The 25,758-nt window shown below is 62.7% G+C and carries 24 protein-coding genes; 15 read left to right on the plus strand and 9 right to left on the minus strand.

The window, feature by feature from the left end:
• Positions 1 to 213: 213 nt before the first annotated feature.
• A complete protein-coding gene (locus ABIE18_RS20475) occupies positions 214 to 1,080 on the plus strand; it encodes a GntR family transcriptional regulator (RefSeq protein ID WP_499724365.1) in 867 nt (288 codons plus the stop codon).
• Positions 1,081 to 1,381: 301 nt separating this feature from the next.
• On the opposite strand, the gene ABIE18_RS20480 is transcribed toward ABIE18_RS20475, so the two are convergent.
• The 4 genes from ABIE18_RS20480 to ABIE18_RS20495 form a co-directional block, all read right to left on the minus strand.
• A complete protein-coding gene (locus ABIE18_RS20480) occupies positions 1,382 to 2,176 on the minus strand; it encodes an amino acid ABC transporter ATP-binding protein (protein WP_499724366.1) in 795 nt (264 codons plus the stop codon).
• 11 nt (positions 2,177 to 2,187) lie between these two features.
• On the minus strand, positions 2,188 to 2,979 hold the full coding sequence (locus ABIE18_RS20485; RefSeq protein ID WP_223934202.1) for an amino acid ABC transporter permease: 792 nt from the start codon (positions 2,977 to 2,979) through the stop codon (positions 2,188 to 2,190).
• Positions 2,980 to 3,081: 102 nt separating this feature from the next.
• Positions 3,082 to 3,882, minus strand: a complete 801-nt coding sequence (locus ABIE18_RS20490) for an ABC transporter substrate-binding protein (protein ID WP_499724367.1) — start codon at positions 3,880 to 3,882, stop codon at positions 3,082 to 3,084.
• A 158-nt stretch (positions 3,883 to 4,040) separates the two neighbouring features.
• On the minus strand, positions 4,041 to 5,405 hold the full coding sequence (locus tag ABIE18_RS20495) for an isochorismate synthase (RefSeq protein WP_499724368.1): 1,365 nt from the start codon (positions 5,403 to 5,405) through the stop codon (positions 4,041 to 4,043).
• Between the two features lie 91 nt (positions 5,406 to 5,496).
• Here ABIE18_RS20495 and ABIE18_RS20500 point away from each other — a divergent pair, with 91 nt between their 5' ends.
• Genes ABIE18_RS20500 through ABIE18_RS20510 form a run of 3 tightly spaced genes read left to right on the plus strand, consistent with a single transcriptional unit; the run spans position 5,497 to position 8,746 of the window.
• Positions 5,497 to 6,267 (plus strand): demethylmenaquinone methyltransferase, encoded by a 771-nt coding sequence (locus ABIE18_RS20500; RefSeq protein ID WP_224088477.1) that lies wholly within the window; start codon positions 5,497 to 5,499, stop codon positions 6,265 to 6,267.
• Positions 6,268 to 6,289: 22 nt separating this feature from the next.
• The gene (locus ABIE18_RS20505) at positions 6,290 to 7,633 is read left to right on the plus strand and encodes a geranylgeranyl reductase family protein (protein WP_499724369.1); all 1,344 of its coding nucleotides are present in this window, start codon (positions 6,290 to 6,292) and stop codon (positions 7,631 to 7,633) included.
• Between the two features lie 9 nt (positions 7,634 to 7,642).
• The gene (locus ABIE18_RS20510; RefSeq protein WP_499724370.1) at positions 7,643 to 8,746 is read left to right on the plus strand and encodes a polyprenyl synthetase family protein; all 1,104 of its coding nucleotides are present in this window, start codon (positions 7,643 to 7,645) and stop codon (positions 8,744 to 8,746) included.
• Between the two features lie 129 nt (positions 8,747 to 8,875).
• Here ABIE18_RS20510 and ABIE18_RS20515 read toward each other — a convergent pair whose 3' ends face one another.
• The 4 genes from ABIE18_RS20515 to ABIE18_RS20530 form a co-directional block, all read right to left on the minus strand.
• Positions 8,876 to 9,232 (minus strand): endonuclease domain-containing protein, encoded by a 357-nt coding sequence (locus ABIE18_RS20515; RefSeq protein ID WP_499724371.1) that lies wholly within the window; start codon positions 9,230 to 9,232, stop codon positions 8,876 to 8,878.
• A gap of 95 nt (positions 9,233 to 9,327) precedes the next feature.
• Positions 9,328 to 9,636 carry a type IV toxin-antitoxin system AbiEi family antitoxin domain-containing protein gene (locus ABIE18_RS20520; RefSeq protein WP_499724372.1) on the minus strand — a complete coding sequence of 103 codons (309 nt, stop codon included), beginning with the start codon at positions 9,634 to 9,636 and terminating at the stop codon, positions 9,328 to 9,330.
• 464 nt (positions 9,637 to 10,100) lie between these two features.
• Positions 10,101 to 10,523, minus strand: a complete 423-nt coding sequence (locus ABIE18_RS20525; protein ID WP_499724373.1) for a hypothetical protein — start codon at positions 10,521 to 10,523, stop codon at positions 10,101 to 10,103.
• 13 nt (positions 10,524 to 10,536) lie between these two features.
• Positions 10,537 to 11,208 carry a trimeric intracellular cation channel family protein gene (locus ABIE18_RS20530; protein ID WP_499724374.1) on the minus strand — a complete coding sequence of 224 codons (672 nt, stop codon included), beginning with the start codon at positions 11,206 to 11,208 and terminating at the stop codon, positions 10,537 to 10,539.
• Between ABIE18_RS20530 and ABIE18_RS20535 the strand changes: the two genes are divergently transcribed.
• The 11 genes from ABIE18_RS20535 to ABIE18_RS20585 all read left to right on the plus strand — a co-directional run bounded on the left by ABIE18_RS20535 (position 11,209) and on the right by ABIE18_RS20585 (position 22,920).
• Positions 11,209 to 11,976, plus strand: coding sequence for a sirohydrochlorin chelatase (locus ABIE18_RS20535; RefSeq protein WP_499724375.1), 768 nt, complete (start codon positions 11,209 to 11,211; stop codon positions 11,974 to 11,976).
• A 152-nt stretch (positions 11,977 to 12,128) separates the two neighbouring features.
• The gene (locus ABIE18_RS20540; protein ID WP_477514692.1) at positions 12,129 to 13,871 is read left to right on the plus strand and encodes a nitrite/sulfite reductase; all 1,743 of its coding nucleotides are present in this window, start codon (positions 12,129 to 12,131) and stop codon (positions 13,869 to 13,871) included.
• The gene (locus ABIE18_RS20545) at positions 13,868 to 14,581 is read left to right on the plus strand and encodes an adenylyl/phosphoadenylyl-sulfate reductase (protein ID WP_498687019.1); all 714 of its coding nucleotides are present in this window, start codon (positions 13,868 to 13,870) and stop codon (positions 14,579 to 14,581) included. Before ABIE18_RS20540 ends, ABIE18_RS20545 begins: the two co-directional genes overlap by 4 nt.
• Entirely contained in the window at positions 14,578 to 15,645 is a 1,068-nt protein-coding gene (gene cysD / locus ABIE18_RS20550; RefSeq protein ID WP_499724376.1) for a sulfate adenylyltransferase subunit CysD, read from the plus strand. Before ABIE18_RS20545 ends, cysD begins: the two co-directional genes overlap by 4 nt.
• Positions 15,646 to 17,049 carry a sulfate adenylyltransferase subunit 1 gene (locus ABIE18_RS20555; protein ID WP_499724377.1) on the plus strand — a complete coding sequence of 468 codons (1,404 nt, stop codon included), beginning with the start codon at positions 15,646 to 15,648 and terminating at the stop codon, positions 17,047 to 17,049.
• A gap of 111 nt (positions 17,050 to 17,160) precedes the next feature.
• Complete coding sequence (gene mmuM, locus ABIE18_RS20560; RefSeq protein ID WP_499724378.1) at positions 17,161 to 18,114, plus strand: homocysteine S-methyltransferase; 954 nt, start codon at positions 17,161 to 17,163, stop codon at positions 18,112 to 18,114.
• Between the two features lie 230 nt (positions 18,115 to 18,344).
• The gene (locus ABIE18_RS20565; RefSeq protein WP_499724379.1) at positions 18,345 to 19,496 is read left to right on the plus strand and encodes an ABC transporter substrate-binding protein; all 1,152 of its coding nucleotides are present in this window, start codon (positions 18,345 to 18,347) and stop codon (positions 19,494 to 19,496) included.
• Positions 19,497 to 19,596: 100 nt separating this feature from the next.
• Positions 19,597 to 20,328, plus strand: coding sequence for an ABC transporter ATP-binding protein (locus ABIE18_RS20570; RefSeq protein ID WP_499724380.1), 732 nt, complete (start codon positions 19,597 to 19,599; stop codon positions 20,326 to 20,328).
• The gene (locus tag ABIE18_RS20575; protein ID WP_224088454.1) at positions 20,318 to 21,262 is read left to right on the plus strand and encodes an ABC transporter permease; all 945 of its coding nucleotides are present in this window, start codon (positions 20,318 to 20,320) and stop codon (positions 21,260 to 21,262) included. The genes ABIE18_RS20570 and ABIE18_RS20575 overlap by 11 nt, the downstream gene beginning before the upstream one ends.
• Before the next feature lie 24 nt (positions 21,263 to 21,286).
• The gene (locus tag ABIE18_RS20580; RefSeq protein ID WP_499724381.1) at positions 21,287 to 21,844 is read left to right on the plus strand and encodes a dihydrofolate reductase family protein; all 558 of its coding nucleotides are present in this window, start codon (positions 21,287 to 21,289) and stop codon (positions 21,842 to 21,844) included.
• Positions 21,845 to 21,879: 35 nt separating this feature from the next.
• Positions 21,880 to 22,920, plus strand: coding sequence for an LLM class flavin-dependent oxidoreductase (locus ABIE18_RS20585; protein WP_499724392.1), 1,041 nt, complete (start codon positions 21,880 to 21,882; stop codon positions 22,918 to 22,920).
• 28 nt (positions 22,921 to 22,948) lie between these two features.
• Here ABIE18_RS20585 and ABIE18_RS20590 read toward each other — a convergent pair whose 3' ends face one another.
• Positions 22,949 to 25,756 (minus strand): aminotransferase class I/II-fold pyridoxal phosphate-dependent enzyme, encoded by a 2,808-nt coding sequence (locus ABIE18_RS20590; protein WP_499724382.1) that lies wholly within the window; start codon positions 25,754 to 25,756, stop codon positions 22,949 to 22,951.
• Positions 25,757 to 25,758 lie beyond the last annotated feature (2 nt).

Genomic DNA, 25,758 nt, shown 5'->3' on the forward strand with positions numbered 1-25,758 from the left:
CTTTCACTTCGCTCTCGCTCCAGTGCGGGCTCAAGCAGGTGACTCGGACTTCGCTTTTACGGCATCTTCGGTGATTCCGTTGATCGAAGTTGTACGTACCTTTGATACGTACAATAATAGGTGGTGTGCATCACGTCAAGGCCGGTTGTTGTATGGTCCCCATCGCGGACCGAGGCTTCAGGGCTAAGATTGGACAGCGGCAAAGGAGTCAATGTGAGTTTGGAATCGGCAGAAGCAGCGGCGGAGCCGGTGGGACGCATCAGCCCACTGAACCGGGACAGCGGCGGTCCTCTCCACGCTCAAATCCGGGATATCCTTCACCGTCAGATCGTGGGCATGGCACTGTCCCCAGGATCTTCATTGCCCACCGAAGAAGAGCTGCAAAGGCAGTTCGGGGTCTCCCGCAGCGTGGTGCGCCAAGCTTTGTCCGGACTTTCTGACCTTGGACTGATCCGGCGTCAACGCGGCCGGGGCAGCGTCGTAGCCTCGACACCCGTGCTCCGACGCCACGTGCAGCGCGCAGGCGGCCTGGACGAACAAGCCGCGGCGCACGGCCAGCGCCTCCGCACCCATGTCATCAGCCTGGAACCCTCCGAACCACCCCAATCGGGCATCGACGCCCTCAACACCACCAATACCTGGAAAATCGAGCGAGTCCGCTACCTCGATGACCTTCCCGTAGCATTTATGCGAACCTGGGTCCCGCGAGACTTCTTCCCGCACTTCACGGCCGAACTGCTCGAAAACGCGTCGCTGCTGAGCCTGATGCGCGACCACGGATACCACCCCGCCGGCGGCCCCCGCCAAGTACAGGCAGTCTCATCGGATTCTGACCTGGCCCGAAGGTTGAACATCAATACACGCGAACCACTGCTCCTGCTCCAGGGAGTTACTCGCGACGCTCTCGGCCACGGCCTCGAATGGTTCAACGTCTGGCACAGCCCCAACACGGTCTTCGACGTCGATGCGCAAGTCACAACCCAGCCTGGACGCGTCTCGCAAGAGCACATCCGGCGCTTGCGGAACCTGACCCAGCAGTTGGAATCAGAATTAGCAGATCTCGAGCGAGGAGCGCACTAGAAGGCAGCCATTCCTCTGCTCAGATCCAGTCACGCTCCGGATCCTCGTGTCTCATAACTGATATGCCTCAAACGCTGATATTTCGAGACGGGCATAGCCGGGGAACCGAGTTTTATGGCTGAGTGCGGCCTGGTTCCCCAGCAACCTCAGGGACTTAGGCGACAACTTCAAACCAAGAGTCGTCGGGCATCTACATGACACGCCTATTCCGAGGCGACACAGAAACGGGAGGGCGACACCCACATATAGGTGTCGCCCTCCCGTTTGCGCGGCGCCAGCGAATTTGCGCGGCAGCGAAGCGTCAGTCCTCCACGACGTCGATGTGCGTCGGGTCCAGGACGCGACGCAGGAATTCCTTGGTTCGTGCCTGGGTGGGGGCGCTGATGACGTGTTCCGCCGGGCCCTCTTCCACGACGACGCCGGCATCCATGAAGACCACACGGTCGGCCACTTCGCGGGCAAAGCCCATCTCGTGGGTGACCACCAGCATGGTCATGCCTTCCTGGGCCAGTTTGCGCATGACGGCCAGGACATCACCCACCGTCTCCGGGTCAAGGGCGGACGTTGGCTCGTCGAAGAGCATCAGCTGCGGATCCATGGACAGCGCGCGTGCAATGGCTACGCGCTGCTGCTGGCCACCGGAGAGTTGGTCCGGAAAACGATCGGACAGGTGTCCAAGGCCAACACGTTCGAGGTTTCGGCGTGCTACGTCGGCGGCTTCGGACCTGGACCGCTTGAGGACCTTCATCTGCGAGATGGTGCAGTTGTCCAGCACGCTCAGGTGCGGGAACAGGTTGAAGTGCTGGAACACCATGCCAACGCTCTGACGCATGCGGTTGAGGTCGACGTCGGGATCGGTTGCCTCGAACTTGCCTACGTTGATGGTGCCCGCATTCGGGTGTTCAAGGAGGTTCACGCAGCGCAGGAGGGTGGACTTTCCGGAACCCGAGGGCCCGATCAGGCACACGACCTGGCCCGGTTCAACGGTCAGCGAGATTCCTTTGAGAACCTCATTGTTGCCGTAGGACTTGCGGAGGTCCTTGATGTCCACGCCTGCGGCGCGAACGGCTGCGGTGCTCCCAGTGGAGTTATTCATGACTGTCCTGCCTATCGCTTCGTCCGCGCGGAGCGGCTTTCGAACTTCCGTGCCAGGAGGCTCAAGGGGATGGTGATGACCAGGTAGAAGGCACCCGCCACGAGCAACGGGGTCAGCCCGGCGCCGAGGCTGGAGATGCCGTCGCGGCCAAACTTGGTCAGCTCATACTGGGACGCGGTGAGGCCCAGGACGTAGATCAGCGAGGAGTCCTTGGTGAGCAGGATGATCTCGTTGGTCAACGGCGGCAGGACGATCTTGAACGCCTGCGGAATGACGATGGAAACCATCGCGCGCCAGTGCGGCATGCCAAGGGAGCGGGCGGCTTCCATCTGTCCCTTGGGAACAGCTTGGAGGCCGGCGCGCAGGGTTTCGGCGATGTACGCGGAGGCCACCATACCGAGGGAGACCATGACCACAATGTTGACGTCCCACTGAACGCCGAAGGCCAAGGGCACGCCGTAGCCAAAGGCGATGAACACCAGCAGGGCGGGGACGCCGCGGAAGAACTCGATGTATCCGGTAGCGAGCCAGCGGTACAGCGGGAAAGAGGAGAGCTTCATCAGGGCGAGCAGCAGACCACCGGAGAGGCCCACAACGAAGGCAAGCGCCGTGTAGATGAGGGTGTTCTTGAGGCCGATGAGGAAGATATCCGGGAACATCGGGCCAATTTTGGCGAAGTTGAAGACGCTGTTTCCAACGGTCTTCCAATCCACGGCGAGGATTACTGCGGCCACGGCCACAACGAAGATCCCGGCCTGGACGTACAGACTGACTTTGGCTCGTTGACGTGCAGTCATTGCCATGGTGTTCTCACATTCGTGTTGCGCAGGTGGGGCCCCGAACGGACTGCCTAAACAGATCGTTGCGGGGCCCGCCTGCGTGATTCTGGGGAGCCGGGGCTCGGACTACTTCTTGGTGGCTTCGCCGAACCAGGTCGTCTCGAACTTCTTCATGGAGCCGTCATCAGTGAGACGCTTGAGCGTCGCATTGACGGCGTCCGCCATGGCGGTGTTGCCCTTCTTGATGGAGATGCCGAGCTTTTCGCCCGTTGCGTAGTCTTCGACGCGCTTGAGCTTGGAGTCGTCCTTGATGGCATAGCCGAGGACGGACTGGTTGCCTACTGCCGCGTCAATGGTGCCCGCCTTGAGGGCCTGGACCAGGAGGCCGGAGTCTTCGAACTGCTGGGCGTCGATTCCCTTGTCCTTGGCGTACTGGGCGCCAGTGGTGGCCTGCTGGACGCCCACCTTCTTGCCCTTGGCGCCATCGAGGTTGCTGATGCCGGAAGACGAGGTGGCCACGAGGGTGAGGTCGTCGTCAAGGTACGGGTTGGAGAAGTCCATGACGTTCTTGCGGGTGTCCGTGATGGAGATTGAGGAGATGGAGACGTCGCAACCAGTCAGTGCCGTGCCGGTCTCGATGGCTTCGAAGGAGCTGTCCACCACGTTGAGTTCGGCCTTGAGGTCCTTGGCCACTTCGTTGGCGATGTCCATATCGAAGCCGACGATCTTGCCGTCCTTCTGGAACTCGAAGGGCTCGTAGGGGACATCCGAGCACACAGTGAGCTTGCCGGCATTGATGAGCTTGGGGCCTGAGCCACTCGAGGCAGCCGGGGTGGAGGCGCCACCGCAGGCGGTCAGGGCCAGGGCGCCTGCTGCGAGCACGGCGGCCATCTTGGTGCCGGACAGAACCGAACGGGAGATCTGCATGTTTTTTACCTTTTGTTGCAGTGGATGCTGAGCTGAGTCGGTTTTAGTGTAGCGCCCAACGTGAGATGTGCATCACAGGAAACTTAGTTTCACTATCAGATAACTAGTTTAGCGAATATGCAAGTGCCACCCGCGAGTCCCAGTCTGAGATCCCAGATTCAGCGCTGGATCCCCAGGGCCTCGAGCATTGGCCGGAATTTGGCCCATGTCTCGGCAAGCTCAGCCTCCGGCTGTGAACCTTCCACGATCCCGCATCCCGCGTAAAGCCGTACCGTGTTGGCGTCCTCGATGACCGCGCCGCGCAGAGCAATGCCCCATTCGCCATTGCCGGCAGCATCAAGCCAACCCACCGGCCCGGCGTAGGGGCCACGGTCCAGGTGCTCCAGTTTTCGGATCAGCGCGCCGGCCACCAAAGTAGGCGTTCCGCACACTGCCGCGGTTGGATGCAGCGCATTGATCAGGGCCAAGCACGTGGGCACATGACCTTCAATATCAGCCAGCTCAGCCTTGACGTCCGAGGCCAGATGCCACACGTTGGGCAGTTCCAGAATGAAGGGCTCGCTGTGGGAGTTCATCGCCTCGGAAAACGGCGCCAGCTGGCGGGTCAGCGAATCGATCGCTATCTCATGCTCGTGGCGCTGCTTTTCAGATCCCGCCAGAACCCGCTCGGCGTAGGCCATGGGGGATCCGTCCACACCTTCGGCGTCGCGGCGATCCAACGTACCGGCCAGCACACGGGCCTGAGCCGTGCGACCCTCCACCTGAATCAGCATTTCCGGTGTCGCACCCACCAGACCGTCAACGCCATACGTCCAGCATTCCCTGTACCGTGCCGCCAGCTGGCGAAGCACCTCCGCAGCGTTCACGCCGGCAGGAAGGTTGGCTACGACGTCGCGCGCCAGGACAAGTTTCTCCAGCTTGCCGGTGCGGATTTCCGCCACGCCGTTGGAGACGGCCTGCATCCAATCCGTTTCGCTCAACGACCCCCGGCTGAGGTAACCAGCCGCACCGTTGGGCGAAAAAGCGTCAGGTGACAGCCCGACGTCGGACCCTCCTGCCGCGATGGCCTCACCATCGGCTTCATATGGGTCGGTGCTGGTCAGCCAGCGGTCCAGGGCGGCGAGGACGCCCGCCTCGGTGAGCTCGGCGTCGTCGAAAGTCAGTTGGGTGGCCCAAGCGCGGCCATCGCGGATGCCGACCACCATCTCAGGGACGATCAGCCGGGAAACGTGGGGGGACATCTTGGAAAAAGCGAATGAGCCAAACGCAACCGGGCCAGTGCCTGGAATCTCCACGTGGTCGGTGATTTCGGCCTCAAGAATGAGGTGCCGCCACCAGATATCAGCCTCAAGGAAGCGCTCAGGGCCCGAGGCGTTGAACCGTGTCAGCTCGCCGTACCCCACCAGACCGGCTTCGCGGCGTGACCAGCAGAGGACGTCGTCCCGGACCAGAAACGACGGCAGCCCCCCGGAGGATGATTCGACATCGAGGGGGACTGTCAAGGTACGGAGCGTGCTCGTCATGATGGAACAACAGTACTCCCGCGTGCCGCCAGAACCTGAGCCGAGTTCTACAGCGCAGCAAAGTCAGCTGAATGTCTGAGACAATTGCAGGGTGAACCGAGCATCCTTGGAAAAGCGTCCGGACGAAGTTGCGACGATGTTTGACGATGTCGCCCCCAAATACGACGTCGTGAATGACGTCCTCTCCATGGGGCAGACGCGTCGGTGGCGCCGCATCGTGGTCGATGCCATGGATGTGAAGGTGGGCCAGAAGGTCCTGGACCTCGCCGCTGGAACGGGCACCTCAAGCGAACCGTACGCCGATGCCGGCGTGGATGTCGTGGCCTGCGACTTCTCTTTAGGCATGCTCAAAGTGGGCAAACGCCGCCGCCCGGACATCGACTTCATCGCCGGAGATGCCACCAACCTGCCGTTCGCGGACAACAGCTTTGACGCTTCCACCATTTCCTTCGGCCTGCGGAACGTTGTTGAACCGCGCAAGGCACTCGAGGAAATGCTGCGTGTCACCAAGCCCGGCGGCCGGCTGGTCATCGCGGAATTCTCGCACCCCGTGGTGCCGCTGTGGCGCAACCTCTACACCGAATACCTGATGCGCGCCCTCCCGGCCATCGCCACCAAGGTCTCCTCCAACCCGGATGCCTACGTCTACCTGGCAGAGTCGATCCGCGCCTGGCCGGACCAGGACCACCTTGCCCAGTGGCTCAGCGACGCTGGCTGGACTGACATCACCTACCGCAACCTCAGCGGCGGCATCGTTGCCGTACACCGCGCGCAGAAGCCGGCCGAGCACCGCGAAAGCGTGCCCGTGGCCAAGCTTCGCCGCCAGATCAAACCGCGCCGGTCCGGCAGCCAGCCCACCTGACGTGCCACTTATTTAGGACGACGTGAAAGTACTGATTGTTGGCGCGGGACCCGCCGGGTCCACCGCCGCGTATTACCTCGCCCAGGCCGGCATTGATGTCACAGTCCTGGAAAAGACCTCCTTTCCCCGCGAAAAAGTTTGCGGAGACGGTCTGACCCCGCGCGCGGTACGTGAAATCCAGAAGCTCGGATTGCCGCATGCCGAGTCCGAGGGCTGGCGCCGAAACAAGGGTCTTCGACTCATTGCAGGCGGCCGTACCATCGAGCTGCCTTGGCCCGAGGTTTCAGACTTTCCCACCTACGGACTGATTCGGACCCGGCTGGGATTCGACGAAGAGTTGGCCCGTCACGCACAGGCCGCGGGCGCCGTCGTGCTTGAACGACACAGCGTCACGTCCGCCCTGCAGTCCGACGACGGCCGAGTCATCGGCGCGCGGGCGGCCATCCTTGACGACTCCGGACGTAAGACCGGCGAAACGCGCGACTTCCATGCCGACGTCGTACTGGCTGCGGACGGTAACTCCACGAGAACAGCCGTGTCGCTGGGTATGCACAAGCGTGACGATCGCCCACTAGGTGTCGCCGTTCGCACGTACTTCACATCTCCCAGGCACGAAGACGACTGGATGGAAGGCTGGCTGGAGCTCCCCGGCAAGTCCGGCAAACCCCTGCCCGGCTACGGCTGGGTGTTTGGCGTCGGCGACGGAACGTCCAACGTCGGCCTTGGAATACTGAACTCTTCCAAGGAATTCGGCAAGCTGGACTACAAACAAGTCCTGCGCGAATGGACCGCTGGAATGCCGTCTGATTGGGGCTTTACCCCGGAGAATCAGGTGGGGGAGATCCGCGGCGCCGCTCTGCCCATGGGCTTCAACCGCACCCCGCACTACTCGCCCGGGCTGCTCCTGCTGGGCGACGCCGGCGGCATGGTGTCACCGTTCAACGGCGAGGGCATCTCCTACGCCATGGAGTCGGCCCGGTTCGCGGCCGAGTTCCTGATTGACTCTGCTTCACGTTCGGCCTCCGCCGGATGGACCGCCGACGACGCCGACGCCCACCTTTCGCGGTACGCGGACTATGTGCGGGACCAGTGGGGATCGCACTTCACATTGGGTCGAATGTTTGCTTCCTTGATCGGGAAGCCGGCCGTGATGAAGCTTGCCCTGCGCACAGGTATGCCGATTCCGGTGCTGATGCGCTTTGTGGTGCGTATGCTCGCCAACCTCACGGATCCGTCCGCGAAGGGCTTCGAAGACCGCGTAATCCGCGTCCTTGAGATGCTCGTCCCGGCCACGTCCAACACTTCCTCTGTCCGTCCCTTTAAGGCGGCAGCCTCCGACACCGCGGTTTCCGCAACAACTAGTTAGGGTTAAGCCGTGACGAACTCTGCCGAACACAGCTGGACGCATGCCGGGCACGGCCTGCCGGACTCTGTTGAGCCTGCCCCCAACACCACCGCGATCGCAACGGGTCTCCAGCTGCCCGCCGGTTTTGCCGCCATCGCCGGCGACGCCGAACTCGGTCCAGCCATCACCACCAACCTCGCCCGCGTGGAAAAGAAGCTTCGCGAAGCCATCTCCAACTCGGATCCCCTGGCTGACGCGACGTCGCGCCACCTGGTGGAAGCCGGCGGCAAGCGCATCCGTCCGCTGCTCACCCTGCTGTGCGCGCACCTTGGAGATGCTTCCCGTCCCGAAGTTGTCCAGGCTGCAGTTGTGGTTGAACTAACGCACCTCGCAACCCTGTACCACGACGACGTCATGGACTCGGCACCATTCCGCCGCGGCGCTCCGACGGCCCACGAAGTGTGGGGCAACTCCGTGGCCATCCTTACCGGCGACCTCATCTTTGCCCGCGCCTCCATCCTCGTCTCCGAGCTCGGCTCCCGTGCACTTGGCATCCAGGCCCGGACCTTCGAACGCCTGTGCCTCGGCCAGCTTCACGAAACCGTTGGCCCTCGCGAGGACGAAGACGCTGTGGAGCACTACCTGTCCGTCATCGCCGACAAAACTGGATCCCTGGTCGCAGCCTCCGGCCAACTTGGCGCGATCTTCGCCGGCGCCGATCCCACGTACGAGGACCTCCTGGTTGAGTACGGCGAGAAAGTTGGCGTGGCCTTCCAGCTGGCCGACGACGTCATCGATGTCACCGGCGTGAAGGTCAAGTCCGGCAAGTCCCCGGGCACCGACCTCCGCGAAGGTGTTCCCACACTGCCCGTGCTGCTGCTGCGCCGCGACGCTGCCGCAGGTGATTCCTCAGCGGCTGCGCTCTTGAAACTTGTGGACGGCGACTTGACGTCTGATTCCGCCCTTGCCGATGCTGTGGCTGGTTTGCGCGAACACCCGGTGACCACAGAATCCTGGAAAATTGCCCGCCAGTGGTCCGCTGAGGCCGTTGCCGCCTTGGCGCCGCTGCCGGAGGGCGTTGTGAAGGCGTCGCTGACTAACTTCGCGCACGCAGTGGTGGACCGGAGCAGCTAGCTCCCTCTTTCTCGGTGTGGGTTCCTGACCTTGTTTGGTTTCCGTCTAGGCGTTGTGCACCCTTTTTAGGTTGAGTGGTGGCTGATTTGGTTTCAAAGAGGGTCAGGAAACCACGCGCTGGCCGGTAGCTCACGACGCCGACACCAACTTGGAGAGCAAGCGTGACGGTCCGAAGTGGCCGGCTTCCCGGTTGGCCAAGACAGCGAGCACCTCGGACACCATTCGCTCAGGGCTATGAACGACGTCCGCGTAATAGTAGCGAAGGACCAAGTGGCCGCCCCGGATGCTGGCGTTGTTTCGATAGTGGTCCTTCTTCACTTGTTTACCTTCCAAGTGGGTGCCTCCGTCGAGATCGATGACCAGGCAATCGTTGATCAGGCAGTCGACTTCCCCAACCCCGGGCAGCTGCACGTGCATGCGGACGCGGAGTCCCGTCCGAAGGTAGTCCGGCGTGAGCAAGGCAAGGGCAATCGCGCTTTGAGCCATGACTAGTGATTCCTACTCAGGGAGGCATCGAAGGGCGTGCAACAGGGCGTCGGCCACTCCAACCACAGGGAGACATAGGTGGCGTGGATGAAGGGCTACTGCGTGATTGACCACTGCTGGATTGGGTAGACCGTTACCGCAAGCCAGGTGCAGGATCTCCGGTTCGTGAAGTGTCCACAACCCATAGAACCGCGCAGCTGAGATGCACGTAGGCGGCCGTTCGCGCGAAAGGCAGCAACGACGTCGGGGTCTGCTCCGTTGGTGGCATATACGCCGCGCTGGAGACGCTTGATTGCTCCCGATCGTGTGGCGTCGGACAGTGAGCGTTCTGTAAAACCGGCCCGTTTGAGATCCGTGGTCCTGGCTGCTCCGTGCCGGGACTGAAGGAATTCGATGAGGTTCATTCGGTCATGCTGCCGTGCTTTGAATCCTGAATGTGCCGTGTTTTGCAGCTATGTGGATAACTCCACGCGTCCGTAAATAGGATCTTGTTTGTTGGAAAATCATTGACGCAAAAAGTTGCGTATGTGACAGACTTGTCATAAGCTATTCACGGATCCACTAAATGCCTCCGGTGGGTCTGATGCGAACGGAGATTGTGGTCCCGGTTCGGTGCAGCGTATGACTCGTAACGTTGCAGCGGACCGGGGCCATTCCGTTTAACAGCAAGACCTCAATGGCGGGGTGGCTTCGTGACCTCCTTTGGAGGACTGGAAGCTCAGATGCAACCCAAATAGGGTGCAAAATGGCTCAAGCCAAGCCAAGCATGGTCAGGACGCCACAGCCACAGCCCCACCACGAACAGCAGCAAACAGAACAGCCCCCACACCACCCACGAAGGGGAGCGCAGGGGCTGTCAGTCAAAAACCTAGTCTTCGTCGTTGAACGCCCACTCGAACATGTCGAAGACGAACTCGGAGAACGTGCCCTCTTCGCTCTTCCACTGGCCGCGGGCGTTGTTGCGGCGCCAGACGATGGGGTCCGGGACGCTGACATCGGCGATGCGGAAGCCCCAAGTGAATTGTTCCTCTTCGTCCTCGAGGAACATGAGGAAGCCTTCGTCGTCCACCTCGAGTTCTTCGGGGTCCCAGAAGTAGTGGTACGCCTCCATGAGGTCTTCGCAGCCGCCGAGGGCAAGGTAGAACTCGCGCAGAGCCAGCGGGATTGTGAAGGAGTGATCGGCGAGGGCCTCGTCCAATTCCTCTGGTGTGAGGCCGTCTTCTTCCTGCCATTCATCCTCGAGATACTTTGGGACCAGCGCGCGGAACTTCTCGAGGAACATGTCAGTCATGCTCTTATCCTAGCTAATCGCGGGCACCCGAAATTGCGCCCGTCCCGGTGCCTGCACGCTGCCATCCGCGGACGGCCAGGGGAACGTACCAACTGCGCCTCCAGGCTGTGACGCGGAAGGCGAAAACAATGCCGGCCACCAGGCATGCGGTGAGCCCGCTGAACAGGCCAAGGTGCCAGAGCAGGGTGGTTAATCCGGCTCCCACAAACGCGGGTAGTGCGTAGATGTCGCGGGCATCAAAAAGGGTAGGAATCTCGTTGGCGGTGATGTCGCGCAACAGGCCGCCGCCCACTGCGGTGGTGACACCCAAAAGGATCGCAGCCACGGGGTTCATGCCGGACGTGAGTGCCTTCAACGTTCCGGTAATGCAGAACAGGGCCAGCCCGCCGGCGTCGAACAGGGTTAAGAGGGATGTGAAGCGCTGCACCGAAGAGAAGAGGAAGTAGACCAGCAGCGCAGCGAGCAGTGGCGGGATCAAGTAGATGGGGTTTGTGAAAGCAACAGGGGGTCCGGCGTTGATGACGACGTCGCGGATCGCACCGCCACCGAGCGACACAATGGACGCGAGGAGCGCAGAACCCACGATGTCGAATTGTTTGCGGGCTGCCAGCAGCGAACCCGAGACCGCGAAGAAAAACACGCCGACCAGGTCAAGCCACAGAAGGACAATGTCGATGGAAATCAAGTGGACGGGTTCTTTCTGCCTGCGACTCTCAGTAGGTGCTGGCTCAACGTTACGCTAGCTCCCATGAACAGCCCCGTTTTGATCGCCTGTGCCCACGGAACCCGCAACGCCGAAGGCCAGGCCGCCATCCGCCGTGTCATGGCCGAAATCGAAGCCCTGCGTCCGGGCCTGCAGGTCCTTGAGGCGTACGTGGACGTGCAGGAGCCCGAGCTGTCCGGCGTGGTGGAGGGCCTGCCCGAGGGGACTGCCGCCGTCGTCGTGCCGCTTTTGCTCAGTACCGGCTTCCACATCAAGGTGGACGTTCCCAAGGCGATCAAGAGCCGGGCGGAAGTAGTGGCCGCGAGGCCGCTGGGTCCGGATCCGCGTCTGGCCGAGCTGCTTGCCACTCATTTGCGCGCCGCCGGGCTGAAGGAGAACGACGGCGTGTTGCTGGCTGCCGCGGGTTCGTCCCTTCCGGACGGCTCGGTGGACTCTGAGGAGCAGGCGCGACTCCTCGCAGAACTGCTGCCGAACAAGGTGCGGGTGGCCTATGGTGCCAGCGCGCAGCCAACAGTGCCCGACGGCGTCGCCTCCTTGCGTGCCGAACTCGCCGACGACGGGGCAAACGGCAGGGTTTTCGTCGCCTCGTACCTGCTGGCGACCGGCTACTTCCACGACCAGCTCGCCACGGCTGGAGCGGACATTGTTACGGCTCCCTTGCTGCCGTCGCCGGTTCTCGCGGAGATAGCACTGGAGCGTTACGACGCCGTGTTGGCAAGGGCGTCCTAACCTTTATTTGCGCGGTGGGAGCCCAAAAAGGACCTGCATATACCGGCCCTTGGGACAAGGCCGCTGGCGTGTTCGTGACGAAATGTTTCCCTAGGTGACTTAGCGTTTCCGGACCTTTGCTGACGAAAACTGGCCACACCTAAAGTCGACGTATGACAGATACAGCTGTAGCGGGTGCGCCCGCGGACTCCGCAGTCCCCTCGCGCCCAGCACGCACCCGCCCTGCCGCCAAGCCCCACGGCCAGTGGAAGGTTGATGGCACTGCGCCGCTCAACGCCAACGAAACCTGGAAGCAGGAAGACAACGGACTGAACGTCCGTGAGCGGATTGAGTCTGTCTACTCCAAAGAGGGCTTCGACTCGATCGACGGCACCGATCTCCATGGCCGCTTCCGCTGGTGGGGTCTTTACACCCAGCGCAAGCCCGGGATCGACGGCGGCAAGACCGCAACACTTGAGCCGCACGAGCTCGAAGACAAGTACTTCATGCTTCGCGTCCGCATCGACGGCGGTGCGCTGACCACCGAGCAGCTGCGCGTAATCGGCCAGATCTCCGTGGACTTCGCCCGCGGCTCGGCCGACCTCACGGACCGCCAGAACATCCAGTTGCACTGGATCCGCGTGGAGGACGTGCCGGAGATCTGGCGCCGCCTTGAATCCATCGGCCTGTCCACCACTGAGGCCTGCGGCGACGTTCCCCGTGTCATCCTGGGTTCGCCGGTTGCCGGCATCGCCAAGGACGAGATCATCGATCCCACGCCGCTCATCCACGAGCTTGCCGAGCGTTTCATCGGCGACCCCGAGCTGGCCAACCTGCCGCGCAAATACAAGACTGCGATCACCGGGCACCCGTCCCAGGACGTGGTCCACGAGATCAACGACTTCGCCTTGGTGGGTGTTGTCCACCCCGAGCTCGGTGCGGGTTACGACCTCTGGGTTGGCGGGGGTTTGTCCACCAACCCGCGCCTGGCTGAGCGCCTTGGCGTGTTCGTCTCGGCCGACGTCGCTGCTGAAGTGTGGCTCGGCGTCACCAGCATCTTCCGCGACTACGGTTACCGCCGTATGCGTACCAAGGCCCGCCTGAAGTTCCTGATGAACGACTGGGGCCCCGCCAAGTTCCGCCAGATCCTGGAAGACGAATACCTCGGCTTCAAGCTCCCGGACGGCCCCGCCGCTCCCAAGCCCACGGCTCCCGGAGACCACATCGGCGTCCACGAGCAGAAGGACGGCAAGTTCTTCATCGGCGTGACCCCCACCGTGGGACGTACCTCCGGTGAGTCCCTGGTGAAGCTTGCCGACACGCTGGAACAGCACGGCAGCTACCGACTCCGCACTACTCCTCACCAGAAGCTCGTCATCCTGGACGTAGCCAAGGAGCAGGTTGAGCCGCTCATCGCCGAACTGGACACGCTGGGCCTTTCCGCCCGTCCGTCCGTGTTCCGCCGCGGCACCATCGCCTGCACCGGCATTGAGTTCTGCAAACTGGCCATCGTCGAAACCAAGGTCACGGCAGCTACGGCAATCGCTGAACTGGAACGCCGCCTGGCCGACCTCGTGGAGAGCAAGCAGCTCCCGCAGGCACTGTCCCTGCACATCAACGGCTGCCCCAACTCCTGCGCCCGCATTCAGACTGCGGACATCGGCCTCAAGGGCATGATGCTGCCAACGCCCGACGGCGACCCCACCCCGGGTTTCCAGGTCCACCTCGGTGGCGGGCTGGCAAACAACGAGCGTGAGGAAGCCGGCTTGGGACGTACTGTCCGCGGCCTCAAGGTCACGGTCGAAAACCTGCCTGACTACGTGGAGCGTGTGGTCCGCAAATTCGTCGCCGTTGGCGCCGAGGGCCAGACCTTCGCAGAGTGGGCACTCTCCGCAGATGAAGGAGACCTCCAGTGACAGTTGTTACCAAGCGCTCACACGAAGAACTCAAAGCACTGGCCGAAGCCGGAGCTGCAGAGCTTGGCTGGAACGCGCCCGCCCGCGATGTCATCGCCTGGGTGGCCCGGAACTTTGAGCTGCCCGCGGTAACCGTGGCTTGCTCCATGGCCGACGCCGTACTGCCGGCCTTGGTCGCGGACCAGCTTCCCGGCGTTGACGTTTTGTTCCTCGAAACCGGCTACCATTTCAAGGAAACGTACGAGACCCGCGACGAAGTAGCGGCGAACCTGCGCGTCAACGTGGTGGACGTCCTCCCGGAGAACACCGTGGAACAGCAGGACCGTTTGCTGGGCAAGGACCTGTTCGCCCGCGACCCCGCCCAGTGCTGCGCACTGCGTAAGGTAGAGCCGCTGCGCCGCTCGCTTGCGGGCTACGAAGTGTGGTTCACCGGCGTCCGACGCGACGAAGGACCCACCCGCACCAATACGCCGGTGATCACCTGGGACGAGGGCTTCGGCCTGGTCAAAGTGAACCCGATGGTCGACTGGACCTTCGATCAGCTGGTCGAGTACTCCGAGGACAACATCCTTCCCGTCAACCCACTCCTGAGCCAGGGCTACCCGTCCATCGGCTGCCAGCCCTGCACCCGCAAGGTGGCCCCGGGTGAAGATCCCCGTGCCGGCCGCTGGGCAGGATCCGACAAGACAGAATGCGGACTACACACATGAGCACCTACACAACCAACGCAACGCCGGATGCCGCCCAGGGAGTGGCATCGGGCCTGTCGGAGCCGCGCGCTGGGCTGATCGAAGATCGGCCGCGCGGCGAAGGGGCGGGGGCGGCATTCGGCGTTGCCTCCACTCCCGGGGCGGCATCTGCTGCTTCGTCTCAGCGGTCGGCTCGCCTTTCGTCTTTGGACACACTCGAGTCCGAAGCGATTCATATCATCCGCGAGGTTGTTGCCGAGTTCGAGAAGCCTGCGCTGCTGTTCTCCGGCGGCAAGGATTCCGTGGTCATGCTGCACCTGGCAACCAAGGCTTTCTGGCCGGGCAAGGTTCCTTTCCCGGTCCTGCACGTGGACACGGGCCACAACTTCCCGGAGGTCATCGACTTCCGCGACCGCACTGTTGAGCGTCTTGGCCTGAAGCTGGTTGTTGGCTCCGTGCAGGAGTTCATTGACCGCGGCGAACTGGCCGAGCGCGCCGACGGAACCCGCAACCCGCTGCAGACCGTTCCGCTGCTTGATGCCATCCAGCGCAACAAGTTCGACGCCGTTTTCGGTGGCGGCCGCCGTGACGAGGACAAGGCCCGCGCCAAGGAGCGCATCTTGAGCCTGCGTGACGAATTCGGTCAGTGGGACCCGCGCAACCAGCGCCCTGAGCTGTGGAACCTGTACAACGGCCGCCACACCGTGGGCCAGCACGTCCGTGCGTTCCCCATCAGCAACTGGACCGAGTTGGACATCTGGCGCTACATCGAGCGTGAGAACATCGAGCTCCCCGGCCTGTACTACGCCCACGAGCGTGAGGTTTTCGCCCGCGACGGCATGTGGCGTGCGGTAGGCGAGGTTTCCGAACCGTTGCCGCACGAGGAAGTCATCACCAAGCTGGTTCGCTACCGCACCGTGGGCGACATGTCCTGCACGGGTGCCGTCGAGTCCGATGCCCGCACCGTGGCCGACGTCGTAGTTGAAGTCGCTGCCTCCACCCTGACCGAACGTGGCGCCACCCGAGCAGATGACCGCATCTCCGAGGCAGCCATGGAAGACCGCAAGAAGGACGGCTACTTCTAAATGAGCATCGATACACTGGCTGCCGGGCTGGAAACAGCCCTGCCCACAACCCTGTTCCGCTTCGCTACTGCCGGCTCGGTAGATGATGGCAAGTCCACTTTGGTGGGCCGCCTCCTTCACGATTCGAAGGCCATTCTTGCTGACACGCTCGACGCCGTTGCCCGCACGTCTGCCGACCGCGGCTTTGGTGGGGACAAGGGTGGGATCGACCTTGCCCTCCTGACTGATGGCCTGCGTGCCGAGCGCGAGCAGGGCATCACGATCGACGTGGCGTACCGCTATTTCGCGACGGATCGCCGTAGCTTCATCCTGGCGGACTGCCCCGGCCACGTTCAGTACACCAAGAACACGGTGACGGGCGCGTCCACTGCGGATGCCGTCGTCGTACTCATTGACGCCCGCAAGGGTGTTCTTGAGCAGACCCGCCGCCACCTGTCCGTGCTGCAGTTGCTGCGCGTTGCCCACGTCATTGTGGCCGTGAACAAGATCGACCTCGTTGACTTCAGCGAGCAGGTGTTCCGCGACATCGAGACCGATGTTCAGAAGGTTGCCCGCGAGCTGGGACTCGGTTCCGACGGCGTCGCTGACCTGCTGGTGGTTCCGGTTTCTGCGCTTGATGGCGACAACGTGGTTGACCGCTCCGAGCGCACTCCCTGGTACAACGGTCCTGCACTGCTTGAGGTCCTCGAAACCCTCCCGGCAGCCGATGAGCTTGAGGCTGAACTGGAGAGCTTCCGATTCCCGGTGCAGCTCGTGATCCGTCCGCAGGGTGCCTTGGCGCCTGATGCTGTGGCTGACGGGCTGGATGTCGAGGCCTACCGTGATTACCGCGCCTACGCCGGCCAGATCACCGAGGGTTCAGTCAAGGTTGGCGACGAAGTCACTGTGCTGAGCCCTGGCCACGAGCCGCGTATCACCCGGATTACTGGCATCGACTTCGCTGGCAAGGAACTTCAGGAAGCGGCTGCTCCGCAGTCCGTTGCCGTTCGTTTGGCTGACGAGATTGATATTGCCCGGGGCGATACCATCGCTGCCGCAGGAACGGTCCGCGAAAGCACGGCTGACCTGTACGCCTCGCTGTGCTGGCTCTCGCCCAAGCCCCTGCGCGAAGGCCAGAAGGTTCTGGTGAAGCACGGTACGCGCACGGTCCAGGCATTGGTCCGCAACGTTACCGGCAAGCTGGATCTGGCCACGTTCAACGTGGAGCCTGCTTCGAGCCTTGAGCTTAACGACATCGGACACGCCCAGCTTCGCCTGGCTGCTCCGTTGCCGCTGGAGAATTACCTGCACCACCGCCGTACGGGCGCGTTCCTGGTGATCGACCCCATCGACGGCAACACCCTTGCCGCCGGCCTGGTCAAGGACCACCCCGGCGATCACGAAGACGAGCGTTACGTCATCTAAGGTCGAAGAGTCACATAGACCGCAGCTTGTTCGAAATTCCCGGCCTTGTACGGCGGGGATTTCGAACAAGCTGCGGTTTTTTCATTGAGCGATTAGCAGGAAGATCACTACATGCCACAGAACACCGCACTCAGCACCCTGTTGGACTCCGGCGAGGACCTCGTCCTGGATGGGGCCCTCGCCACGGAACTGGAGGCCCATGGCTGTGATCTTGAGGACGCCTTGTGGTCCGCCAAGGTTCTGCTGGAGCAGCCGCACCTGATCAAGCAGGTCCACCGCGACTATTTCGACGCCGGTGCCTCCGTGGCCATCACAGCCAGCTACCAGGCCACTCCCCAGGGGTTCGCGCGTCGCGGCCTGGGGGAGCGCGAGGCCTTGGAACTGGTGGCGTTGAGCGTGCAGCTTGCCGACGAAGCACGTCGCGAGCACGCCGAGGCAAACCCTTCCGGCGGCCCGCTCCTGGTGGCAGGGTCCGTGGGTCCATACGGTGCCTATCTTGCTGACGGCTCCGAATACCGGGGCGATTACACGCTGAGTCGCACAGAATTCATGGATTTCCACCGACCACGCATTGCCGCTCTTGTGGAAGCCGGTGCGGATTTCCTGGCGTGCGAGACGCTGCCGTCCTTCGCCGAAGCGGAGGCGCTGTTGGCGCTCGTGGCGGAGTTCGACGTCGAATCCTGGTTCACGTTCACCCTGCGGGACGCGGAACACATCAGTGATGGAACGCCGCTGGCTGAGTTGGCTGCGCTGCTCCGTACGGAGCCGCGGGTGGCCGCCGTCGGGGTCAACTGTGTGCCGCTGGAGCTGGTGACGTCGGCGCTTGGGACGCTCAACGAAGTATCCGACAAACCGTTGGTCGCGTACCCGAACTCGGGGGAGACCTACGACGCCGTCACGAAGACGTGGGGCCCTTCCGCGGGTGGTCACGGCACAACTACCCTCGCCGGAAACGCCGCTGACTGGCGCGAGCGGGGAGCCCGGCTGATCGGTGGCTGCTGCCGCACGACGCCGCGGGACATTGCGGAGCTGGCAGCAAACATGACGCCGGGTGACCCTTCATGAACGCACGTGCCGCACAACGCGATGCAACTTTGAAGGCCTGGCGCCGAATATGACGTCACGTGACCCTGCGTGAACCTTGGTTTCCATGGGATTGAAGCCGAAATATGACAGTCCCTACTGTGAAGGCATGACCTTTCCGGAATGGTCCTTCCTTGCCCTCGACGGGCGATGTTACGGGGCCTGATCTTCGCCCCCCCCTTCGCATCCCACATCTCCTTAGGACCTCCCCAATGGCAAACACCCCCGAGTCACAGAAATCCGATTCCGGCACCACCCGCATCGTCGCCGGTGAGACCGCACCTAAGCCCAAGCGCCGCCGCACCCTTGAGATCAGCCTGGCCGTCGGCCTGGCCCTGCTCATCGGTGCTGGCGCCGCAGTAGCCTCCGTCGTCTCCCGGAACAACCAGGCCGCCCCGGCTCCCACAACGTCGCCTGCTGCTGAGCTCAAGCTCGGCTACTTCAGCAATGTGACGCACGGCCCGGCCCTGGTTGGCATCAGCAAGGGCATCATCGCCAAGGACCTCGGCGATACCAAGCTCAGCACCCAGATCTTCAACGCCGGCCCTGCCGCGATCGAGGCGTTGAACGCCGGCGCCATCGACGCCACGTACATCGGCCCCAACCCGGCCATCAACTCCTTCGTCAAGAGCAACGGCGAATCCGTCAGCATTATCGCCGGCGCAGCAGCAGGGGGCGCCCAGCTGGTGGTCAAGCCCGAAATCAACTCCGCGGCAGACCTCAAGGGCAAGGTCCTCGCCTCCCCGCAGCTTGGCGGAACGCAGGACGTAGCCCTCCGCGCATGGCTGGGCCACCAGGGCTACAAGACCAACCCGGACGGCAGCGGCGACGTCAACATCAACCCGACAGAAAACGCCCAGACGCTGAAGCTCTTCCAGGACGGAAAGCTCGACGGCGCGTGGTTGCCAGAGCCGTGGGCCTCCCGTTTGGTCCTCGAAGCAGGCGCGAAGGTACTCGTGGACGAGAAGGACCTGTGGGACAAGGGCGAATTCACCACCACCATCCTGATCGTGAACAAGAAGTTCGCCGCTGAGCACCCGGAGACTGTGAAGGCACTGCTCAAGGGCCACGTTGAATCCGTGAACTGGTTGAACTCCGCTTCGCCTGAAGAGAAGGCCAGCACCATCAACGCCGTCCTCAAGGACACGGCCGGCAAGCCGCTTCCCGCCAACGTGATAGACCGCGCTCTGAAGAACATCACTTTCACCACTGATCCGCTCGCCGGAACGTACAAGAAGCTCCTCCAGGACGGCGTAGACGCCGGCACCACCAAGGCTGCCGATATCAACGGCATCTTCGACCTCCGGGCTTTGAACGAAGTAGAGGGCAAGAAGACGTCCGCTGCAGGGCTCGGCCAGGACTAAGCACCAATCGGCTGGTCCGCTTCCCCTCCGGAATACGGGTGGGGGAGCGGGCCAGCCTTCAGCCATATCAGCTCCACCAATCAACACGAAGGACGGGACCATGCCAGTCGTACTCGAGAACCTGGGCAAGCGCTTCGGCGACGGCGCCCCGGTGCTGGACGACGTCAATGCCACGATCGCGCAGGGCGAGTTCGTTGCCCTCCTCGGTGCGTCCGGCTGCGGGAAGTCCACGCTACTGAACATCATGGCGGGACTTGAGCATCCCACGTCGGGCGCTCTTGAGGTGCCCAGCGACGGCGCGGCCTTCATGTTTCAGGACTCGGCGCTGTTCCCCTGGTTGACAGCGCGAGGCAACATCGAGCTCGCACTTCAGCTGGCTGACAAGTCCAGCACCAAAGCCAGCCGCCGCGATCGGGCAACCGAACTACTGGAGCTGGTGCACCTCGGCGGCGCCGGCGACAAGCGTCCGCACGAACTGTCCGGTGGCATGCGGCAACGCGTTGCCCTTGCCCGTTCTTTGGCGCAGGACCGGCAGCTGCTGTTGATGGACGAGCCCTTCGCGGCCCTTGACGCAATTACCCGCGATCTCCTGCACGACGAACTCGAGCGGATCTGGAAGGAAACCGGCCGCACCATCGTGTTCGTGACGCACAACGTTCGTGAGGCTGTCCGCTTGGGCCAGCGCGTGCTGCTTTTGTCCTCGCGTCCCGGTCGTGTCGTGGCCGAATGGGATGTGACCGAAGAACACCGAACTGATGCTGGTCGTGCTGGGGAGCTGACCGGAGTCATTACCCGCCGGCTACGCGAGGAGATCCGCCGCCATGCCAAGTAACCCCACCACTACCCAAGAGCGGACCCTGCCCGTGAGCGAATCCAGCGAGCACATTACGTCGCCGTCCTTGAAGGGCAACCCCTCCGAACTGCGCGACCTCGAAGCGGGCCTGGACAACCTCCAGTCCGATACCGGACGCAAAGCCGGTATCGAATGGAAGCGCGTACTGCTGCCGATCGCTGCCTTGGTAGTTCTCGTCCTCGCCTGGCAGTTCTACGTGTCCCTCGGCCTTAAGCGCCGTGATCAGGTGCCCGGGCCCCTTGATGTGCTCAACCAGCTGGTGACGCTCTGGGGCGAAGGCAGGGTTCAGGAATCGGTATGGACCTCGTTGCAGCGCGGCTTGATCGGCTTCCTGATTTCGGTAGTAGTTGCCACGCCTGTGGGCTTGTTGCTGGCGCAGGTTGCTCCTCTCCGCCGTGCGTTTGGCCCGCTGATTTCCGGTCTTCAGGTCCTTCCGTCCGTGGCCTGGGTACCGGCGGCGATCATCTGGTTCGGCTTGACCGATGCCACCGTCTACTTCGTTGTACTCATGGGTGCCATTCCGTCGATCATCAATGGCCTCATCTCCGGTGTGGACCAGATCCCGCCGCAATACCGCAGCGTAGGTACGGTGCTCGGCGCGAACCGGCTGCAGATGGCCCTGCAGATCGTGCTTCCCGCAGCACTTCCCGGATACATCGGCGGATTGAAGCAGGGCTGGGCGTTCTCCTGGCGTTCTTTGATGGCCGCGGAAATCATCGCTGTCGGTGGCACCATTGGCTTCGGCTTGGGCTCGCTGCTTGACCAAGGACGTGCGCTGTCCGACATGGCAGTGGTCATGTCCGCGATCCTGTTGATCCTGGCTGTGGGCATCCTGATCGAGCTCCTCGTTTTCGGCCCGATCGAGAAGCGCCTGCTGCAGCGTCGCGGTCTGCTGGCGGGTAGCAGCCGCTAGCTGTCTTTTGGCTAGAATCACCGCATGGGCCTTCTAACGTTCAGCATCAACGTCACACTGGATGGTTGCATCGACCACCGGGAGGGCATCGCCGACGACGAGACGCATGCCCACTTCACCCGGCTCCTGGAGGAGAGCGGCGCGATGCTCTGGGGCCGCACCACGTACGAAATGATGGAGGACTACTGGCCCCTGGTGGCTCATGGCGACGTCGATGCGCCGCCAGCCATGCGCGATTGGGCCCTCAAACTGGAGACCAAGCCCAAATACGTGGTCTCGGCGACCCGTAGCGACTTCCCGTGGACCAACAGCCATCACCTCGTCGGCGAGTTGCGCACTGCGGTGCAGGATCTCAAGGATGGGACTCCTAACGGCGTTCTTGTCGGCAGCGGCAAACTTGCTACCGAGCTGGACCGACTGGACCTCATCGACGAGTACAAGTTCCTGGTCCACCCCATGATCGCCGGCCATGGTCCCACTCTGTACCAGGGCGGGCTGCCCAGCACCAGGCGCCTCGGACTCATCTCGGCCGAGCCGCTCAGCAACGGCGCGGTCGCCATGCACTACCGACGCGCCGAGTGAGGAATTACCGGACGCCCACGGCTGTTGTCCCGGACATGCACACCAAACGGATCGGTTTCCTTTCCTTCGGCCACTGGGCGCGCGTCCCTGGTTCGCTCGTTCCGTCGGCCGGTGAAGCCATCAAGCAGGGCATCGAACTGGCGGTGGCCGCAGAGGAATTGGGGATCGACGGAGCGTTCTTCCGTGTGCATCACTTCGCCCGGCAGCAAGCGTCCCCGTTCCCGCTGCTCGCCGCCATTGCCGCACGGACCAGCACCATCGAGATGGGCACCGGCGTGATCGACATGCGCTACGAGAACCCGCTGTACATGGCGGAGGAGGCTGCTGCCACGGACCTGATCAGCGACGGCCGGCTTCAGCTTGGAGTAAGCCGTGGTTCACCCGAGCCTGCCCTGAACGGAGCCGCCAACTTTGGCTATGTCCCGAACGAAGGCGAGGACACAGGCGAGATGGCACGGCGCCACACGGCACTTTTCCGCAAGGCGATTGCCGGGCACGGGGTAGCCCAAGCTGATCCCCACTACGCAGGCGGAGCCACCGGGCTTCTGCCTGTCCAGCCGCTCTCCCCGGGACTTCCACAACGGATCTGGTGGGGTGCCGGCACCCGCAAGACAGCAGTCTGGGCCGCCGAGCAGGGCATGAACCTCATGAGTTCCACGCTCCTGACCGAAGACACCGGAGTCCCCTTCGACCAACTGCAAGCCGAGCAGATCCACATGTTTCGCCAAGCCTGGGCAGCTGCCGGGCACGAGTTCGAGCCCCGCGTTTCAGTCAGCCGCAGCATCTTGCCGATCGTCGATGAGGTGGACAACCGCTACTTTGGCCTTCGCGCCCAAGCGGACCGGCAGGACCAGGTAGGAATTCTCGACGGCGCGTTGTCCCGTTTCGGGAAGAGCTACATCGGGGAGCCGGACGAGCTGGCAGAAGAACTCGCAGCCGATGCGGCCGTCCAAGCTGCCGATACTGTCCTGCTGACGGTGCCCAACCAACTTGGGGTGGAGTACAACGCGAAGCTCCTGGGGAACGTTGCGAAGTACATCGCACCTGCTTTTGGTTGGGCCCGCCAAGGCGCCTAGCGCACTCTGCGCAGGTATCCGGCCAGTCCTACGACGCGGCGGGCAGCCGCCCGATGCCCACCGCTGCAACAGCAGTCTCCGAAACACCAGCTTCGGCGGAGCCGGACCCCGTAACACCAGACCCATCCACGAATACCCGGTAGCCACGTTCGTGATCGAAACCGTGGATCTCGCGGGTGTCCAAAGCGGCCATGAACTCCAACGTCTGCCGGGTAATTACCTGGCCCGGGACGAGGATGGGGAAGCCGGGCGGATACGGCGTGACGAAGCCGGCGGAAATGACTTCCTGCCCGGCCCGCACTGCAAGGGCAAGCTCGTCGGCGGACAAGTAGGCAGTGGATTCGGACTTGTAGCTTTCGAAGTAGGCCGCACGGATATCGCCGTCTTCGCAGGCGTCGTCCACACGGAACCGCGCCGCGAACGTGCTGAAGTCCGGAAGCGGCGGCGTCTGTCCAACCTCGCCTGATCCTCCGGCCTGCGAAGATGCCGGTGAAAGCACGGGCACCGTGCGGGGTCGCGCTGAGGGATGCGGGTTTTCGAACCCCTCGGCGAGTTTGACCAGGACCTCGATCAGGTACGCCACGGAACTTCGTGAGGTACCGATGTTGGTCATGAACAGCACAGTGTTCCGGGACGTCTTGTTCACCTGGATTCCGTGATCGTCCATGAGGTAGCTGTGGCGGAACGTGTCGCCGTCGATTCCTGTCCTGCTGATGTCCAGCGTGAGGCGGCTGGGATCAATGACGAACTCATCGCGCTGCCAGGCGTCCTCAAGTTCCGCCAATCCTTCCCGCAGCGGCATGGCGGCGCTGGTTTCGCGGTATTGGGGCTCAATAAGGTCCCGCGAGGTCAACACCCGGAAGTATTTCTTCAGCAGGGGATGCCGTGCGACTGCTTGTGCCACAGAGACGGCGAGGTCGGATTGCTTCTGGACCAAACCAAAACCTTCCAACTCCACCTGGCGCCGGCCAATGTCCAGGGAAGCCAGGATTTGGTAGTTGGGTGAGGTGGAGGTGTGGGTCATGTACGCCTCGCGGAAGGACTCCTGGTTGGAGGCCATGAAGTCCTGGTCGTACACGTGGATCATCGAACCTTGGCGCAAGGATGTCAGGGTTTTATGCGTGGACTGGGTGGCATACACCCTGATCCGCGCCTTGGCAGGGTTGGGAATCAGCCGCCTGTTCAGCCACGCCTCGTCATCAAGTGGTTCACCGGTGGCAGGGTCATGCAGGGCCGCTGCTTGCTCGGCATATCGGGCCTTGTAGGCAGGGCTGCTGAAAGAGGCTTCCAGAGCGGCTGCTGAAGCCATAGCCGTTCGACGCCGGTAGATGGGATGGGAGCGGGCGAAGGCGAACCATGCCTCGTCCCATAGGAACACCAGGTCAGGTTTGATGGCCAGGCATTCCTCCATGACACGCTCGACGTCGTAAACGATCCCGTCAAAGGTGCAGTTGGTGAGCGTGACCATTTTGACTTCGTGCAGCCGTCCGGCCCGCCGGTACTCAAGCAGCCTGCGCTTCAAACTCGCCAAGGGCACAGCGCCATAGAAGGCGTACTTGTCCAAGGGGTAGGCATCCAGATATGAAACGCGGGCACCGGCGAGCACAAAGGCGTAGTGGTGGGACTTGTGGCAGTTCCGGTCAACCAGCACAACGTCACCGGGGGCAAGCAGGGATTGATGAACGATCTTGTTGGCCGTGGACGTGCCATTGGTAACGAAGTATGTTCTTTGTGCTCCGAAGGCCCGGGCAGCGAGATCCTGGGCTTGCTTGATGGATCCATGCGGGTCCAGCAGGGAATCGAGGCCGCCGGACGTTGCCGACGTCTCTGCCAAAAGCAGGTTTGTCCCGTAAAAATCGGCCATGTCCCGGATCCAGGGGGAGTTCCCTACGGATCCGCCACGCGAAATGGGCAGCGCGTGGAAGACGCTTGCAGGCCGGCGGCTGTAATCCTGCAGGGCTGTGAAGAACGGAGCTTCGTATCGTTCTGCAACCCCGGACAACAGGGACAAGTGCAGGTCCAGGTGATCCTGTCTGCGGAAAATCCTCCGGAATTTCCTGGTCAGTGATCCGGCCAGGGACTCGATGGAGACGCCCGCAACCAGATAGACGTCCAATTCAGGCCTGAGCCCGGATATTTCCTCGGCCAGGCCCAGGATCCGTTTGACGGGCCGCAAGGCCTGCAGGCCCTCGGGAGTGTGCCCGGCCAGGAACCGGCGGAGATCGCTGCCCAGCTGCTGGGAACTGCGAACGGAGAAGCCCGGACGCATGATCACGGCTTGGATGTCGGGGTTAAGCAGGACAGCGACCAACGCGTCTTCGTAGCTGGGGACCACATTGATTTCGTAGGTGAAAGCATCGGAAGGGCGGCGCTGGGCTGCCATGTTGCCCTTCAATGCCTCCGCTTCCTGGGCCGTGACGTTGTCCACCACCAGAACCTCAAAGCGAGGACGGTCAGCCTGCTCGGCTTGTGCAACCTCGTCCTCCGGCGACTCCGGGAGAACCCCGGAAACTGAGCCTTGCTCCGCTCCGGAAGCCAGAGGAAGGTGCGCCAAACCGCCCAGAAGTTCCAGCGCGGCGTGGGGGTCGCCGTCGTCGACCAATTGGCGCAACTGCGCCACAGCCGCAACGCCCGGTTCTGCCCAGTAGGGCTCCACGGCATCCAGGAGAGCAAAAGTCCGGCTGATCTGGGAGTGCAAACCGGAGTCGGACGATCCTGAATGACGGTCCAAGGCAAGCTGCTTGATGGCATATCCCAGGAACTCCCAAGCATCGGCGCGCGACCTCCAGGCGCGGCTGGGCGTGCCAATTTTTGGAAGGGGGGAGAGGGTGCTCATGT

The organism is Arthrobacter sp. 2762 (assembly GCF_040548745.1).
GTDB lineage: Bacteria > Actinomycetota > Actinomycetes > Actinomycetales > Micrococcaceae > Arthrobacter.